Genomic DNA, 15857 nt, shown 5'->3' with positions numbered 1-15857 from the left:
CAAGAATGCCTTAGCGCGATAGGCTGTCACGACGGTAACCAAGCGTTGCGCGTGTCGTTTTGGGGTACCGGGACGGCAAGGCGTTTCACGCATTCACTTCAGGCAATCCCAAGAGCTATTGCCCTGACAGGATACTCTCGGCGGCCTTCTCGGCAATCATGATCACCGGCGAGTTGGTATTGCCCGAGACGATCGTCGGCATGATCGATGCATCGACGACCCGCAGCTTCGCCAGCCCATGCACCCGCAATTGTGAATCGACGACCGCCATCGTGTCGCTGCCCATCTTACAGGTGCCGACCGGATGGAAGATCGTGGTGGCGATATCGCCGACGCGACGAATCAGATCCTCGTCACTTTGGTATTCCGCGCCCGGCAGCATTTCCTGTGGCCGGTACTTGGCGATGGCCCCGGCCTCCATCAGCCGGCGGGCATGCCGAATCGATTTTGTTGCAACGATCCGGTCGCCGACGGTCGAAAGATAATTCGGGCGGATTTCCGGTGCCACGGAAAGGTCCGGGCCGCCAACATGCACGGTGCCCCGACTTTCCGGCCGCAGATTGCAGACCGAAACGGTGACGGCGGGATATGTGTGCAGCGGCTCGCCCAGCCGGTCGGTGCTCAAGGGCTGCACGTGATATTCGAGATCGGCGGTCGCAACCGCCGGATCGCTTTTGGCAAAGATACCGAGTTGGCTGGGCGCCATAGACAGCGGACCGGACCGGCGCAGCATATATTCAAGCCCCATGCCCGCCCGGGTGAACAGGTTGTGATAGAGCTGATTCAGCGTCTTTGCGCCCTCGATGCGGAAAACCGTACGGATCTGCAGATGGTCCTGCAGGTTCTCACCGACACCCGGAAGTTCATGGGTGACATCAAGTCCGGCAGCCGACAACACATCCGGGCGGCCGACCCCGGAGAGCTCCAGGATTTTCGGCGAATTGATCGCACCGGCAGACAGAATGACCTCGCGGCCGGCGCGCGCCAGATGAGTTTGCCCGTTCAGCCGGAACCGCACGCCGGTCACCCTCCTGCCGTCGAATTCCAGCCGCTCTGTTTCAGCGCTGGTCAGCACCCGCAGATTGGCCCGCTTCATCGCCGGGCGCAGAAAGGCCTTGGTGGTGTTCCAGCGCAGGCCGCCGCGCTGATTGACCTCGAAATAGCCTGAGCCCTCATTGTCCCCATCGTTGAAATCGTCGGTTTTGGGAATGCCGAGTTCTTCGGCCGCATCGCGAAAGGCATCGAGGATCGGCCAGGAGAGCCGTTGCTTTTCCACCCGCCATTCGCCGCCTGCCCCGTGCATCCGCGACCTGCCACGATAATTGTCCTCGGATTTCAGGAAATAGGGCAGCACGTCGTCCCAGCCCCAACCGGAATTTCCCGCCTGCCGCCAGCCGTCGTAATCGGCCGCCTGGCCGCGCATGTAGATCATGCCGTTGATCGACGAGCAGCCGCCCAGCACCTTTCCACGCGGATAGGGTAGCGACCGGCCGTTCAGTCCGGCTTCCGCTGCCGTCTTCATCATCCAGTCGGTCCGCGGGTTGCCCATGCAGTAGAGATAGCCGATCGGCACATGCACCCAATGATACCGGTCGCTGCCGCCGGCTTCGAGCAGCAGGACGCGGGTTTTCGGATTAGTCGACAACCGGTTGGCCAGAACACATCCCGCCGATCCCGCGCCGACGATGATGTAATCATAGCTTCCCGCATCAATGGCGGCATCATTCACACGCATGTTCACGCCGCCACTCCCGCTGCCGCCGGCGCGACTGCCGTCAGACGCCGCCAGAGCGGCGCCATCGCCTCGGCGATTTCAAGATAGAGAGCGTAACGTCGCGCATAATGCCCCTCAAGCGAGACATCCGGCCGGTAATGCCGCTCGGTCTGCACCATCGCCGCTGCACCAGTGCCGAAGTCCGCGAAGATGCCGACGCCGATTCCAGCCGCAATCGCCGCCCCCAGCGCACCGGTTTCGCGCGAGCGGGCGACGGTGACGGGAACGCCGAGCACATCGGCAAAGATCTGCGGCCAGATCAGGCTGCGCGAGCCGCCGCCGGACAGCACGGCTTCGTTGAAATCAGCGCCGGCCTTTCGGATCGCCTCGATATGCTGGCGATGGCCGAAGGCGACACCTTCGAGAAGCGCGCGAACCAGATGCCCCTTGGTGTGCCAACCGGCAAGACCGTAGAAGCCGGCGCGTGCGTGGCCGTCCTGCTGGGCGCCGTAGAGATAGGGATGATAGAGCGGGTCGTCTGCGGCGGGCTTGATCACCGCAGCCAGCGCGCAGCAGGCATCGAAAGGGGAAACGCCTTCCGCATGCTCGCCTTCGAAGAACTCCCGCACCAGCCATTCGAGATTGGCAGCCGAGGTGGCGCTGTTCTCCATCGCCATGTAACGCGTGCGATCGAAGGTCGAGGACATGAACACCGGCCCGTCGAGGTCGGGACCGTCGATGATAACCTGGTTGATGCTCCAGGTGCCGGCAATGATCGAGGCACTGCCGGTGCACGAAACGCCCGAGCCGAGCGCCGAGGCGACTACGTCGAACAGCCCGCCGACCACCGGCGTGCCGGCAGCCAGCCCGGTCTGCGTCGCCACCTCTTCCGTGACCGTGCCGGCAATGTCGGCGCTTTCGATGAGCGGCGGCAGGAGATCCATGCAATCGCCCAGTCCATAAGCCTCCATCAGCGCCTTGTCGTAGCGGCGCGCGGCAAGATCGAGCAAACCGGCCCCTGACATGTCGGAAACCTCGCTGACGCGGCGACCGGTCAGGCGGTTGACGATAAAATCCTTGGAGAAGAACACCGTGCCGATGCGGCTGAAAAGCTCCGGCCGGTAACGCTTAAGCCAGGCAAGCAATGTCGGCGTCTGGGACGGCCAAGGACGCTGGCGGGCAATCGGATAGGTCCGCTCTCCGACGCCGGCCTCCCGCCATTCGTCGACCAGCCCGGCCGCCCGCGTGTCGAGTGACTGGATGGCGAGCAGCGGAGCGCCGTCGCGGTCAAGCGCATAGAGACCGTTGCCATGCCCGGCGCAGCCGATCGCGGCGATTTCCTCCGGCCGGATCTTTGCCTTTTCGATGCAGGCGCGGATGACCTGCCGTGCATTCATCCAGAGTTCGTCCAGCCCCCGCTCGACATGCCCGGGGCTCGGCATGCGGCTGTGCCCCTCCTCGGAGGCAGCCGCGACCTCGTTGCCGTGCCGGTCGAAAATCACCGCCTTAATGACGGTATTTCCGGCGTCGAGCCCCAAAAGATAATCTCCCATGCAGAACCCCTCCGAAGGTTCGAAATCGCTCTCAGCCCTGCTGATAGAGCGCAAAGGCCTGTTCGCCGCTCGCATCTTCGTGCACGATCGCCATCAGCCCGCGCACCACGGCACTCGGATTGGCGTGCTGATAGATGTTGCGGCCATAGACCATGCCCACAGCGCCCTGTCGCATCAAGGCCGCCGATTTGTCGAAGACGGCGCGAAGATCTTCCTTGCCGCCGCCGCGGACGAGAACCGGGCACCGGGCCGCTTCCACCACCCTGTGGAAATCCTCGGCATGGGTGGTCGGATCCGCCTTGACGATGTCGGCGCCCATCTCACGGGCGAGCCGGGTCAACGTAACGATCTTGTCGGCATCGCCATCGACCATGTAACCACCCTTTGCGGTGACCGGCTGCATCACCAGCGGCTCGATCATCAGCGGCATGCCATATTTGTCGCAATCGGCCCGCACGCGGGAAATATTCGCAACGCACTGGCGGAACAGGTCCGGCTCGTCCGGCAGCATGAACAGGTTAACGACGACGCAGGCCGCGTCCATCTCGATCGCGCCGATCAACGGCTCGGACTCGTTCTGCAGCACCGCCCACATCTCGCGATGGCGAACGCGGTTATAAGGATTGCCCATGTCGATGCGCATGACCAGCGCCGGCTTGGCCTTGCCGGGCACGTCCTGCAGCAGGTCCGCCTGGCCGTAATTCATCTGGATCGCATCCGGCCCGGCAGCGACCAAGGCGTTGACGACGGCCTGAATATCCTCCAGCCCGTCGAGGAAGGATGGCTCATTGCAAACGCCGTGATCGATCGCCACGTCGAGGCAGCGGCCGCCGTCGAACAGCCGGTTCATCCGGACTTTGCTGTTGTGTCGCATTCTGTGCTCCTTGGTTCGTTCCTTGCGGAAAGCATGTCTTCGTTGACGCCGTGGCGTTCGTTGAGAAGGGTGAGAAAACGGTGACGCTCACTGGCACGGTGGCCCGGCGTCCAGCGCTTTTCCTGCGCCAGCAGGTCGAGCGCGGCATCCATCATGTCGAGCGAAAGCTCGCCCGAAACGGCGAGCGTGGTGCGCCGCAAAAGCAGGTCGTCGAGATGCTCCACTGCTTCATCGCGGATCAGCAACTGCAATTCGCGCACCGAATAGCCGGCGTGCGGCAGCGCTGCATCGGGGCCTGCCGCGATGAAACCGGCAATCGCCTCAGCATCCGTGCCGTACCGGGCGAACAACTCAGCCATGCGCCCGCCGGAAAGGCCTTTGGCGGACGCCACCTGCGCAAGCCAGGCGGATTTGTTGGCGGGAAATGCCCGCCCGCCGCCGATCGGCCGATCGGTTGTCGCAACGCTGCGCCCTCTGCCTAGCCCTTCCAGAGCCATGTCGGCCGCCAGTTCTCCGAAGGACCGGAATGTCGTCCACTTGCCGCCGATCATGCAATGCACCGGCGGCCCGCCCCCGGACGGCTCCAGCACCGTGCAGAAATGATCGCGCGGGATGCGTCCGGTAAAACTGTCGGTGCTGGCCGGCAGCGGCCGCACGCCGGAAAACTGGAAAACGATCTGCTGCGGCCGGATGGTGATATCAGGCAGCACGAAGGCGAGCGATTGCAGGATATAATCCCGCTCGTCCGCCTCGCAGCGCACCGTTTCCGGATCATCGACGCGGATATCGGTGGAACCGACGAGAACCTTGCCGAGATAGGGAAACAGGATACAGATCCGTCCGTCCTCGTTCTCGTAGTAGATCATGTGATCGGCAAGTGCATCGCGCAGCTCCGCATTGTCGATGATGAGATGCGAGCCCTTGGTGCCGCCCATCAGCGGTGCCGGCCGTGCTTCCGGCGAAAACAGGGTTTGATTGGCGACGTCGATCCAGCCGCCGGTGGCGTTGATGATCAGCGACGGTTCGACGGCAACGGCTGCGCCGCCTACCCGGTCCTCGATGCGATACCGGCCATTTTCCATCCGCCGCAGTTCGGCATAGTTCAGCGCCATCGCGCCGGAATTGCCTGAAAGACCATCCTGCAGAAGCTCGATGCCCAGCCGCTCGGGATGGCTGACCCAGGCGTCGAAATAGGTGGCTGAACTCTTGATGGCGGGATTGAGCGCCGGCCACTTGGCAAGCGTCGTGCGCCGGCCGCGAAACTTGTGGCGCGGCATCAGCGCCCGCTTGCGCGTCAGGAAATCATAGATGCTCAGGCCAGCCTTGATGGCGACGGCGCCACGGCGGCTCGGGCGGCGGCTGAGGCCCAGGAAGCGGACGATGCCATTGCCGAGGCCGGAAAAGATGTCGAACACCGGCACCGTCGTCGGCAGCGGCGCGACGTAATGCGGCGCGTTGCGCAACAGCCGGTCGCGCTCGACCAGCGATTCCTGCACCAGCTTGAATTCGCCGTTTTCAAGATAGCGAAGCCCGCCATGCACCATGCGGGACAACGCCGAACTGGCACCGGAGCAATAGTCGTGCTTCTCGACGAGCAGCACATTCAGGCCCTGCAGCGCCAGCTCCCGAAAGACGCTGATGCCGTTGATGCCGCCGCCGATAATGCACACGTCAACCTTCGGGCTCTGGCGAAGCCCGTCCAATATCTCTTCACGTTTCATGATGGCGATCCGCTATCTCATGTCAGTCAGTTTCGCCGCTATGGCCGTATCGATGGCCGCACGATCGGCCGCATCCAGCCGGATGATGCCGGCCCGGGCATTGTCGATTGCTTGTGCCGGATTGCGCGCCCCGCAGAGCGCAAAGGTCACGCCGGGCTGTGCCAGCGTCCAGGCAATCACGGTCTGGGCGATACTGGCGCCGTGTTTTTCGGCTATCGGGCGGATGGCGTCGGCAAGCGCCGTTGCCTTCCGGCGGTTGGCGACCGAAAAGCGCGGATTGTCCTTGCGCTGGTCGTCGCCGGAAAACACACGGTCCGGACCGATGGTGCCGGACAGCAACCCCAGCGCCAGCGACGAGTAGCTCAGCGTCGCGATGCCGTTCACGTTCGTCAGCGGCAGAAGCTCCGCCTCGATCTCACGGTCGATCATGCTGAACCGCTCCTGGATCGCATCGAGGCCACCGGCAGCGATATAGGCATTGAGGTCGTCGCGGCTGACATTGCTTGCGCCGATCGCCCGGATCTTGCCCGAGGTGCGCAGATCTTCCAGCGCCCGCATGGTTTCCTCGACCGCTGTCGTCGGGTCCTGCCAATGGGTGATGTAGAGATCGATATAGTCGGTTCCGAGCCGCGTCAGACTTTCCTCGACTTCATGCAGGATCGCATCGCGGCCGAGATATCGGTGGACAGGCTTGCCGTCTTGATCGAAGAAATGACGGCCAATCTGCGTATGCCAGACAAGGCCGCATTTGGTGGCTATGACAGCCTTGTCGCGGCGACCGGTCAACGCCTTGCCGACGATTTCCTCGGAGCGTCCAAGACCATAGGCTGGCGCCGTATCGATCAGCGTCACGCCGGCATCGAGCGATGCCTGGATCGCGGCGATGGATTCTTTTTCGTCAGTCCCGCCCCACATCCAGCCGCCGATCGCCCAGGTGCCCAGTCCGACCGCCGAGGCGGAAACGCCGGACTTGCCGATGTCACGTGTCAATTGCTGTCCGCTCATGCCCATTTTCCTTCGCCACTCGCCAGTGCCAGCACCCGCGCACCCGTGGCCTCATCGGTCACCAGCGTATCCAGATGATTGCCCCTGAGGACGCTGAGGATTGGGCCTGCCTTGTTCGGCCCGCTCGCGACACCGATCTTCGTGGGGATCGAGGCGAATTCCGCCAGCGTCAACGACACCAGCGAACGGTTGAGGCTGTAGTCGCAGACTTGGCCATGATCATCGAGCAGGTGCGCCAGCAATTCGCAGGAGGCGCCGGACCGCTCGATCGCGGCGCGGTCGGTGCTTGAGGAGGGATGCAGGTCGTAATAGCTGGAATCGTCCGACAGGATCGAGCCGATGCCGACCACGGCCACCTTCGCCTCGCGCGCCCGTTTGAAAACGTCTGCAACGGAGCGCATGTTGATCAGCATCGCCCGTTGTTCGGCATCGTCGGCAAAGAGCGGCGCATGGATCTGGTAGGAACGCCCCCCAAGCCGGTCGGCCATTAAGGTCGAGACATGATTGACGTCGGTGTAGTGTTTACCCTGCACGCACCCGGTTGCCGGAATGACTTCGACATCAAAACGACGCGGCGGCTGCAGACCCGCAACGACGGCGCTTACCCCTTTGCCGCCGGTGATGCAGATCGTATCTCCGTCGATGATCTCTTCCAGCAGCAACCTTGCTGCCGCTTCGCCGACGGCTTGAAGCGCCGTCTGCGGATTGTCGGACACTGTCGGCACCACCACGGCGCGGCCGATGCCACCAAGCGCTCGCAGCTGTTCTTCCATATCGACCAGCGGCTCGACCGGCGACTTGATCTTGATCTCGACCAGGCCGAGCTGACGGCCGCGCTTGATCAGGCGGTTGACGGTGGCGTGCGAAATGCCGAGCTGATCGGCAATTTGCGCCTGTGTCAGTCCTTCGAGGAAATGCAGGACGAGAGCCTGGTGCATCTGCCGGGCGATGACGATTTCCTCGCGCGGCGCATTTGCGGGTTTGAGTTTGGCTATCGGCATATCAGGCAGCCTTCCGCTTGTGCAGGAAATGGTCGATCGAAACGGCGGCAAGCAGAATGCAGCCCTTGATCATATCTTGCCAATAGACGGACACGTCGAGCAAGATCAACGAGCTTGTGACGACCGACAGCAGGGCAATACCGAGAATTGCCCCGAGGATCGTGCCGGAGCCGCCATTCAGCGACGCACCGCCGATCACCGCGGCTGCGATGATGTTGAGCTCCATGCCGACACCAAAAGTCGGGGTCGCGGCACCGAAGCGGGACATGTAGATCACCCCGGCAACGCCGGAGAGCGTGGCGCAGAGCACCGTCACCCAGAACTTCACCTGGTTGGTCTTGATCCCGGAATAGAGCGCCGCCTTCTCGTTGCTGCCGGTGTAGAACACCTTGCGGAAGGCGGTTGCCCGGCGCAGCAGGAAGTCGAACAGCACGACGACCGCGACAAAAATCAGGATCACATAGGGGACGCCGGAGAACGTGCCCTGCCCGACCGCCTTGAATGAGGGCGGCAAGGTGAACAGCGACAATGGCGTACCCTTGGTAATGATCAGGCAGATGCCGCGCACGATCACCATCGCCGCAAGCGAGGTGATGAAGTGGTTGAGCCCGACAACCGTGACGAAGAAGCCCATGACGCAGCCGATCAGGCCGCTGGCGATGATCCCGATCAGGGATGCGCTCCACGGATCGAGCCCCATCAGGAACAGCGAGCCCGACAGCACCATCGAGAAGCAGACGACCGAGCCGACCGACAGGTCAATGCCGCCGACGATCAACAGGATGGTCATGCCGACGACGACGATCCCCTCCACCGAGAAGGACATCAGCATCGCCCGGAAATTGCCGAGCGTCAGAAAATGCGGCGAGGCAAAGCTCATGACGATGCAGAGCGCCAGGATGATCGCGATCAGTCCCGCCTCGCGCATCGTCCCCAGCCGTTTCCAGCCGGGCGCCCGTGCCCGATGCGCCGTTGCCAACGTAGCGTCCGCCATGACCTTGTCTCCTGCCCTGCTTTTTCTCTATGCGGCATGCTCTGATGCCTTTGAATTATCGTGACCGCCGATACCCGACGCGAGCCGCATGATCGCTTCCTCCGTCATCGTCTCGCCCTCGACCTCGCCTGCCACGGTGCCCTCGTGGATGACCAGCACCCGGTCGCACAGGCCGAGAAGCTCCGGCAGTTCCGACGAGATGACGACGATGCCGATGCCGGAGCGCGCGAGATCGCGCAGCAGCCGGTGGATTTCCGATTTGGCGCCGACATCGATGCCGCGGGTCGGCTCGTCCATCAGGATGACCTTGGGATTGACCGCCAGCTGCTTGGCGATCGCCACCTTCTGCTGGTTTCCGCCCGACAGCGACGAGACCGGCATGTCGATGCCACCCATCCGCACGCCGAGCCGCCGAACCAGGTCGCGGGCACGATCCGCCTCGGCCTTGGAATTTAACAGTCCGAGCGGCCCGGTCAGTGACTTCAAATCGAGAACGGCAATGTTCTGGGCAATGGAAAGATCGAGGAAAATGCCGGAGCCTTTCCGGTCTTCCGACAGGTAGACGACGCCCGCTTGCACCGCCTGCGCATAGGAGCGCGCCCGCAGCCGCTGTCCATGCAGTTGCACCTCGCCGTCGATTACCGGCCGCAACCCGCAAATACCTTCGGCTATCTCGGTGCGGCCCGAGCCGATCAGCCCGCCAACGCCGAGAATTTCCCCTTTGCGCAGGTCGAAGTTCACATCCGTGAAGCGGCTGCCGTCGCCGAGATCGCGGACGCTCAGAATGATCTCATCGGTCCGCTCCGCCGGCGCCTGCTTTTCCGGATAGAGCTGGGTGATCTCGCGCCCGACCATCCGGCGCACCACATCGTCCGGCGTCAAATCCGCCACTTTCTCCGTCGAGACATAACGGCCATCGCGAAACACGGTGACCCGGTCGCACAGGCTGAAGATTTCGGCCATGCGGTGGCTGATATAGATAATCGAAATACCCTGCGCCTTGAGGTCGCGGATGATAGCGAACAGGATCTGCGTCTCCGATTCCGTCAGCGCTGCCGTCGGCTCGTCGAAGATCAGCACCCGGCAATCGAGCGTCAGTGCCTTGGCGATCTCGACGAGCTGTTGGCTGGAAATCGACAAGTCGCCGACTTTGCGGCGGACGTCGATCGGCGCCAGACGGCTCATCACGACCTGCGCATCCCGCTCCAGCCTGCCATAATTCATGAAAGGCGAGCGGCGACGATTGGTAGCGGCCATGAACATATTCTCGGCCACCGTCGCATCGGGGCAGAGCGCGATTTCCTGATGCACGAGGCCAAGCCCGAGCGATTGCGCCACGGCCGGCGACGTCACTTTTACCGGCGCGCCGTCGACGAGAACGTCCCCCTCGGTCGGCTGCAGCACGCCGGCAATGATGTTCATAAGCGTCGACTTGCCCGCGCCGTTTTCGCCGCAAAGCGCATGAACCTCGCCTCTTTCCAAGCTGAAGCTCACCTGCGTCAACGCCTTCACCGCACCGAAGTGCTTGCTGACATTGCGGATTTCCAGAACCGGCACCGACGCCATCATCCTCTCCTCCTCATTTCCGCAGCGGCTGTCCGGAGCTTCTGCCCGGACAGCCAGCCAAAGGCTTACTCCTCGATGCCTTTGGTGCCCCGCCGCTTCAGGTACTTGTCCCAGTAGAAGTCGTCGGCATTGTCAGCCGTGACGATCGACAGGCCGTTGTCGACGAACGGAATGCTCATCGGGTTGAAGCTGGCGCGCTTGGCGTCGTTCATCGGGTCGATGAGTTCCGGATGCTTGGCCAGCCACAGCAGCATGAAGCCCATGTAACCCTGCATGCCCTGGTTCGGGTTGATCGAGCCGAACACCTCGCCCGCCTTGATCATGTCGAGGATGTTGGCGTTGACGTCGGCGCACATCACCAGGATCTTGCCGCCGCTTTCCTTGTTGGCCTGCGAAGCGCCGATTGCCGAGTTCGCTTCCGGCATGAAGACGGCGCCAATGTTCGGATGGGCCTGCACCAGGCTCATCAGGCCCTGGTAGGCCTTGTTCGGGTCCTGGTTGGACGCGGCGCGGCCGACCAGCTTCATCTCCGGATATTTTTCCTCCATACGGGCGATGAAGGCGGCAATACGCTTGTCATGATTATCCTGGCCCGGATTTTCCAGAACGGCATATTCCCCCTTGCCGCCCATCTTTCCGGCGATCGCGTCGGCCGCATAGGTGCCTTCGCGGGTATTGTCCGAGGTGATGAACGAGATGCGCTTGGAGAGCGGCGCATCGGCTGCGAAGGTAACGACCGCCGTGCCCTGATCGATAGCCCGGTTGATCGGCTCGATAAACGGGTCGGAGTTCATCGGATGAACGAGGATACCGGCCGGGTTCTGGGCCAGCGCCTGGTCGAAGGTGGCAATCTGCTTGTTGACGTCATATTCCGGCGTGCCGGTATAAGCCGTCTCGCAACCGAGCTGCTGACCGGCCTGCTTGAACATCTCATAGACCGGAAACCAATATTCGACGCCCGAGACCATCACATTCATGACGTATTTTTCGCCCGGCTTGCAGCGGAACGGATTTTCCGTGTCTGCGCTGGCCACGCCAGCCAATAGTGTCGATGCGAGGACCGCCAATGCGGTCGTGCTTAGAAATCTGCGCAAGTTTCCTCCTCGAGGCCGAGGCCCCTCCCAAATATCCGGCGGCACCTGAGCGGCTGCCGATGATCCATTGAAGACCGGAGTTCCTCCTCGAAGTCCGGTATGGGCAGGTAATCCCAACGATAGAGAGCTGTCAATAAAATTCACGCACTGAAATATATTTCACATGAAATCACTGAAGGTCCGACTGTGTGCCCAATCGCTTTTCCTCGACGCAAAGAACGGCTAGCGGTGAAGGACGCCGGCTTCCTCAGCCGCAACTTTGAATGCCAATGCGGCAGCGGATGGATCTGCCCGCCCGTCAACGGCGTCCGTGCAGATCCTCTTCGCGACGGCGAAGGAGGCTGCTCTCTCACGCGGCCAACAGGTCATGAGATATGCGAGCGCGTCCCGGCTGCTGCGGATACTCTTAAGGTGGTCGCCATCCCCAATGATGACCTCAACGGGTTGGTCCCAAAAATCGCGGCGCATCGACATCTCTTCAGCTCCTTCAGCTATCGGCTGAACGTCATCTGCGCGGGCTCGTTCCAGCATAGGGCTTTAGTCCTATGAAGAGCCATCGACCGGACCAACACGCTACGGAACAATTCCATCGGCTAACGATCTGATTGGTACACGCTGCGCGTCGCGGGCGGTTCTCGTCCACTGGATTGTGATCCTCCTTGGCTATACAGCAAGGGAGGTATTCCGAGCCCATCCCATTAAGGTGCAATTCGTCTATGACAAAAAAAGTTTATCTGGCCGGTCCGGAGGTCTTCCTTCCAAACGCCCGTGAAATGCTCGACCGGAAGGCAGCGCTTGCGCGCGAGGCGGGACTTTTCCCACTCTCGCCCGGTGATCTGGAAATCCCGCACACGAACTCGAAGCGCGAGCGCGCAGCGGCAATAAACGCGGTGGACGAAAAGATGATGATGGAGGCTGACGCCATCATCGCCAATCTGACGCCCTTTCGTGGCATTGCCGCCGATACCGGGACGGCCTTCGAACTCGGATTCATGTGCGCAAGTGGTAAGCCGGTATTCGCCTACACGAATGTGGCCCGAGATCACAGCGGACGGGTGAGCGATCTTTACGGCGGGGCCCTCGCCTATGATGCCGACGGTCGACTGCGAGACCCGAACGGGATTGCCGTCGAGGATTTTGGCCTGGCCGACAATCTCATGCTGCACGCCGGGATCGAGCGGCGCGGTGGCGTCCTCATCGTCGGAGACGCGCCTCGGGATGCGCTCTATACCGACCTCGCCGCATTCAAGACGTGTCTCGCCATCGCCGTTGAAAAGCTGCGCTAAAATGCTTGGTTCAGGCGTTCGAGGTCGAGGATAAATCGCCCGAATTCGTTTATCTTCCGCGCAAAGCTATGAATTTGGTTCCCGTTCAAGCGCTGGCCTACCCGAGGATCTGATGCGGCAGCGTTAATCCGAAGGCTTCACGCGCCATCAGGCAGGCATCATCTCCAGGAACGCATTCGCGACAAACGACAGGCCGAATATCGTAAACGAGGCACGATGTCTCAAAACCGACCCGACCTGCCAACGCAGAGCAACGCGACCCGCTACAACGCATTCCCGTCTCATCTGCCGCAACGAAGCGCGGTGGCAGCAAATCGAGAGCAGCATCACTTTCCGTAGAAAATCTTGGCCAATCCGATGAAAAAGAGCAACACGCGCCGCAGCTTTGGCAATCTATATCGCTTAGTGAGTTCATACCCAACTCCTACCACGACACCCGCCCTTAACGCAAAGTGCTTGAAACAGAACTCGAAAGGGATATCGGACGACGCGCTCGCTTGCGGCTGAAGGGATGGCCGCCGCAATCGCGACGGCCATCAAGCACTCGACTTAGCGTAGCGAACGGAACGCCGCCCGAACTTCGTTCGTGAAGATCGCGGGCTGTTCCCAAGCGCCGAAATGTCCGCCGTTATCAACCTCGTTGAAATAGATCAGGTTGCCGTAGGCTCGCTCTGTCCACGACCTCGGGGCTTGATAAATTTCCCCTGGGAAGACGCTGACCGCCACCGGCAACGTCGGGATCTTGTCGAGGGCATTGAAGTTGTTGGTATGGTCTTCCCAATAGATTTGGGCAGCCGAGGCACCGGTCTCCGTGAACCAGTAGAGCGAAATGTCGTCGAGCATCTCGTCGCGCGTCAGGACCTTTTCCGGCTGCTTGTCGCTAAATGTCCATTCAGCAAACTTGTCGTACATCCAAGCGGCCATTCCGACCGGTGAATCTACCAACGAATAGCCGATGGTCTGCGGACGGGTGACCATCATTTGCGCGTAGGCAGCGCTATCTCGGTAGAAGATCGCCAGCTTATCGAAACAAGCTCGCTCCTCCTCGTTGAACTCTTCGGGTGCGGCAGCGCCTGCAGCGAGGAGAGGTACGATTTCGCGCGGGACGATTGCAGGCATGGTGAGATGAATGCCCAGCAAACCGGGAACGTTCTGATGCGCCATGCGCTGCGAGATGACCGAGCCGCAATCGCCACCCTGGGAGACGTATTTTTGGTATCCGAGCCGGTCCATGAGCGTGCTCCATGCGCGACCGATGTGGTCGGAACCCCATCCCCGCACGTCCGGTTTACCGGAAAAACCGAAGCCCGGAATCGAGGGAACGACCAGATGGAAGGCATCCTCGGCCCTCCCGCCGTGAGCTGTCGGGTTTGTCAGCGGATCGATGACCTTGAGCATTTCAAGGATCGAACCCGGCCAGCCATGGGTCATGATCAACGGCAGCGCGTTCTCGTGCCTGGAGCGGACGTGGATGAAATGGATGTCGAGCCCATCGATTTCGGTAATGAACATCGGAATGGCATTGAGCTTTTCCTCGACCTTCCGCCAGTCGTAACCGTCCTGCCAATAGTTCACGAGGGCGCGAAAACGGTCGAGCTGGACGCCCTGGGAGTCGTCACCGACGGTTTCCTTGGCGGGCCATCGCGCTGAGGCAAGGCGCTGCTTCAACTCTTGGAGAGCGCTGTCGGGAACGCTTACCTTGAAAGGTCGAATCTCGTGGGCTGCGCCAGTGGAAGCAAATGACATCGCAGGCTTTAATATCGTTGCAGTGCCGGCGATGGCGGCGGCCGCCAGAAAATTGCGGCGGTTAATATCAGGAGGGAGGGACGTCAAAGGGAAACTCCGTTTTAGGGTTGAATTTTCGCCCCAAGACGGTGCCTTTTTCATGTATCCGAGATATGTCCGAGGTCACGCCGATTTGTATCCGCAGATGTCCGGCATAGCGGCGAGGACGCCCCGCTAGGGAACGTGACGGGAGCACCGCGGCCCCAGCGATGGCGGCGATCAATCAAATTGCGGGTGAAACTAACCGTTGACATCGGCGGTGTTAAAGCTGAAGCCGACCTCGGCCGCGCCTGAGCGGCCCCTCTTGCAAGGACGCCATATGAAGACCAAGACGGCCGCAGCCAATGCCGGAAACCTGATCATGACCGGCGTCGTGCTGATGCTGCTCGGCGATCTGCTCTTTGCACTGAACGATGCGATGGGCAAGTGGCTGGTCGCAAGCTTTGCCGTCGGCCAAGTGCTGGTTATCCGCTCCGTCGGCGCTTTCGTTGTGCTCGGGCCGATGATCGCGCGACAAGGGCCGATGGCCCTGTTTCGCGTCGAACAGAAGGGCCTCCAGTTCATCCGGGTCGCCATGGCGACCGCCGATGTTGCCCTGTTCTACGCCGCCGTCGCCTATCTGCCGCTCGCAGATGTCATGACCTTCTATATGGCCGGGCCGATCTACATTGCGGCGCTCTCGCATTTCTTTCTCGGAGAGAAGATCGGCTGGCGCCGTTGGCTTGCCGTTCTGCTTGGCTTTGCAGGTGTCGTCATTGCACTGCGTCCATCGACGGCGATGCTGTCGCTTCCGTCGCTCTTCGGTCTTGTTGGCAGTTTTGCCTTTGCGCTGTCGCTGGTGATGAGCCGCTATCTACGTTCGACCAGCGATACGACGCTCGTGACATGGCAGACGATCGCCGCCCTGGCGACCGGCATCGTGTTGAGCATCGGCCATTGGCAGCCGGCAACACTCGTCGATTGGGCCGGCATGCTATTGCTCGGGATCGTCGCCTCCTGCGCGCACCTGCTGATCACACGCTCGCTGAAGCTCGCGCCGGCATCGCTGTTGGCGCCGCTGCAGTATACGCTGCTGCTCTGGGCGATCATTCTGGGCTATTTCTTCTTCAATGATATTCCCGATGCACAGATCGTCATCGGCGCCGCAATCATCGTCTTTGCCGGGCTCTTCATCTTCCACCGGAAGAACCTGAAAGAGACGGTTCCGGTCGAAGCCGTCCCGCCCGACGGCCATTGAGGGTATAGCGCCGCTTATCTTCAGCTT

14 protein-coding genes are annotated in these 15857 nt (G+C 61.5%); 2 read left to right on the top strand and 12 right to left on the bottom strand.

Features of this window, described 5'->3' with window-relative positions; all coding sequences use genetic code 11:
• Window positions 1–115: 115 nt before the first annotated feature.
• From J3O30_RS26480 to J3O30_RS26435, 10 genes are all read right to left on the bottom strand, one after another.
• Entirely contained in the window at window positions 116–1741 is a 1626-nt protein-coding gene (locus tag J3O30_RS26480; RefSeq protein ID WP_207584745.1) for a GMC family oxidoreductase, read from the bottom strand.
• Window positions 1738–3267, bottom strand: a complete 1530-nt coding sequence (locus J3O30_RS26475; protein ID WP_207584744.1) for an FGGY-family carbohydrate kinase — start codon at window positions 3265–3267, stop codon at window positions 1738–1740. Before J3O30_RS26475 ends, J3O30_RS26480 begins: the two co-directional genes overlap by 4 nt.
• A 31-nt stretch (window positions 3268–3298) precedes the next feature.
• Window positions 3299–4117, bottom strand: coding sequence for an aldolase (locus tag J3O30_RS26470; RefSeq protein WP_207585199.1), 819 nt, complete (start codon window positions 4115–4117; stop codon window positions 3299–3301).
• A complete protein-coding gene (locus J3O30_RS26465) occupies window positions 4114–5862 on the bottom strand; it encodes a glycerol-3-phosphate dehydrogenase/oxidase (protein ID WP_207584743.1) in 1749 nt (582 codons plus the stop codon). The genes J3O30_RS26470 and J3O30_RS26465 overlap by 4 nt, the downstream gene beginning before the upstream one ends.
• A gap of 12 nt (window positions 5863–5874) precedes the next feature.
• Entirely contained in the window at window positions 5875–6867 is a 993-nt protein-coding gene (locus J3O30_RS26460) for an aldo/keto reductase (RefSeq protein WP_207584742.1), read from the bottom strand.
• Window positions 6864–7868, bottom strand: coding sequence for a sugar-binding transcriptional regulator (locus J3O30_RS26455; RefSeq protein WP_207584741.1), 1005 nt, complete (start codon window positions 7866–7868; stop codon window positions 6864–6866). Before J3O30_RS26455 ends, J3O30_RS26460 begins: the two co-directional genes overlap by 4 nt.
• Window position 7869: 1 nt before the next feature.
• Window positions 7870–8862 carry an ABC transporter permease gene (locus J3O30_RS26450; protein ID WP_207584740.1) on the bottom strand — a complete coding sequence of 331 codons (993 nt, stop codon included), beginning with the start codon at window positions 8860–8862 and terminating at the stop codon, window positions 7870–7872.
• 27 nt (window positions 8863–8889) lie between these two features.
• On the bottom strand, window positions 8890–10428 hold the full coding sequence (locus tag J3O30_RS26445) for a sugar ABC transporter ATP-binding protein (RefSeq protein WP_207585198.1): 1539 nt from the start codon (window positions 10426–10428) through the stop codon (window positions 8890–8892).
• Window positions 10429–10493: 65 nt separating this feature from the next.
• Entirely contained in the window at window positions 10494–11522 is a 1029-nt protein-coding gene (locus tag J3O30_RS26440; RefSeq protein WP_207584739.1) for a substrate-binding domain-containing protein, read from the bottom strand.
• A 222-nt stretch (window positions 11523–11744) separates the two neighbouring features.
• The gene (locus J3O30_RS26435; protein ID WP_207585197.1) at window positions 11745–11990 is read right to left on the bottom strand and encodes a DUF982 domain-containing protein; all 246 of its coding nucleotides are present in this window, start codon (window positions 11988–11990) and stop codon (window positions 11745–11747) included.
• Between the two features lie 248 nt (window positions 11991–12238).
• Here J3O30_RS26435 and J3O30_RS26430 point away from each other — a divergent pair, with 248 nt between their 5' ends.
• Window positions 12239–12808, top strand: a complete 570-nt coding sequence (locus J3O30_RS26430; protein ID WP_207584738.1) for a nucleoside 2-deoxyribosyltransferase — start codon at window positions 12239–12241, stop codon at window positions 12806–12808.
• Window positions 12809–12905: 97 nt separating this feature from the next.
• Here the strand turns inward: J3O30_RS26430 and J3O30_RS26425 are convergent, their stop codons facing one another.
• Window positions 12906–13223, bottom strand: coding sequence for a YkgJ family cysteine cluster protein (locus tag J3O30_RS26425; protein WP_207584737.1), 318 nt, complete (start codon window positions 13221–13223; stop codon window positions 12906–12908).
• A gap of 134 nt (window positions 13224–13357) precedes the next feature.
• Window positions 13358–14641 carry an epoxide hydrolase gene (locus J3O30_RS26420; RefSeq protein WP_207584736.1) on the bottom strand — a complete coding sequence of 428 codons (1284 nt, stop codon included), beginning with the start codon at window positions 14639–14641 and terminating at the stop codon, window positions 13358–13360.
• A 271-nt stretch (window positions 14642–14912) separates the two neighbouring features.
• On the opposite strand from J3O30_RS26420, the gene J3O30_RS26415 reads away from it, so the two are divergent.
• Window positions 14913–15830 carry a DMT family transporter gene (locus J3O30_RS26415; RefSeq protein ID WP_207584735.1) on the top strand — a complete coding sequence of 306 codons (918 nt, stop codon included), beginning with the start codon at window positions 14913–14915 and terminating at the stop codon, window positions 15828–15830.
• Window positions 15831–15857: the final 27 nt, after the last annotated feature.

It is taken from the genome of Rhizobium sp. NZLR1, assembly GCF_017357385.1.
Classification (GTDB): domain Bacteria; phylum Pseudomonadota; class Alphaproteobacteria; order Rhizobiales; family Rhizobiaceae; genus Rhizobium.
The sequence above is the reverse complement of the archived record's forward strand: the minus strand, read 5'-3'. Positions and strand labels throughout refer to the sequence as shown.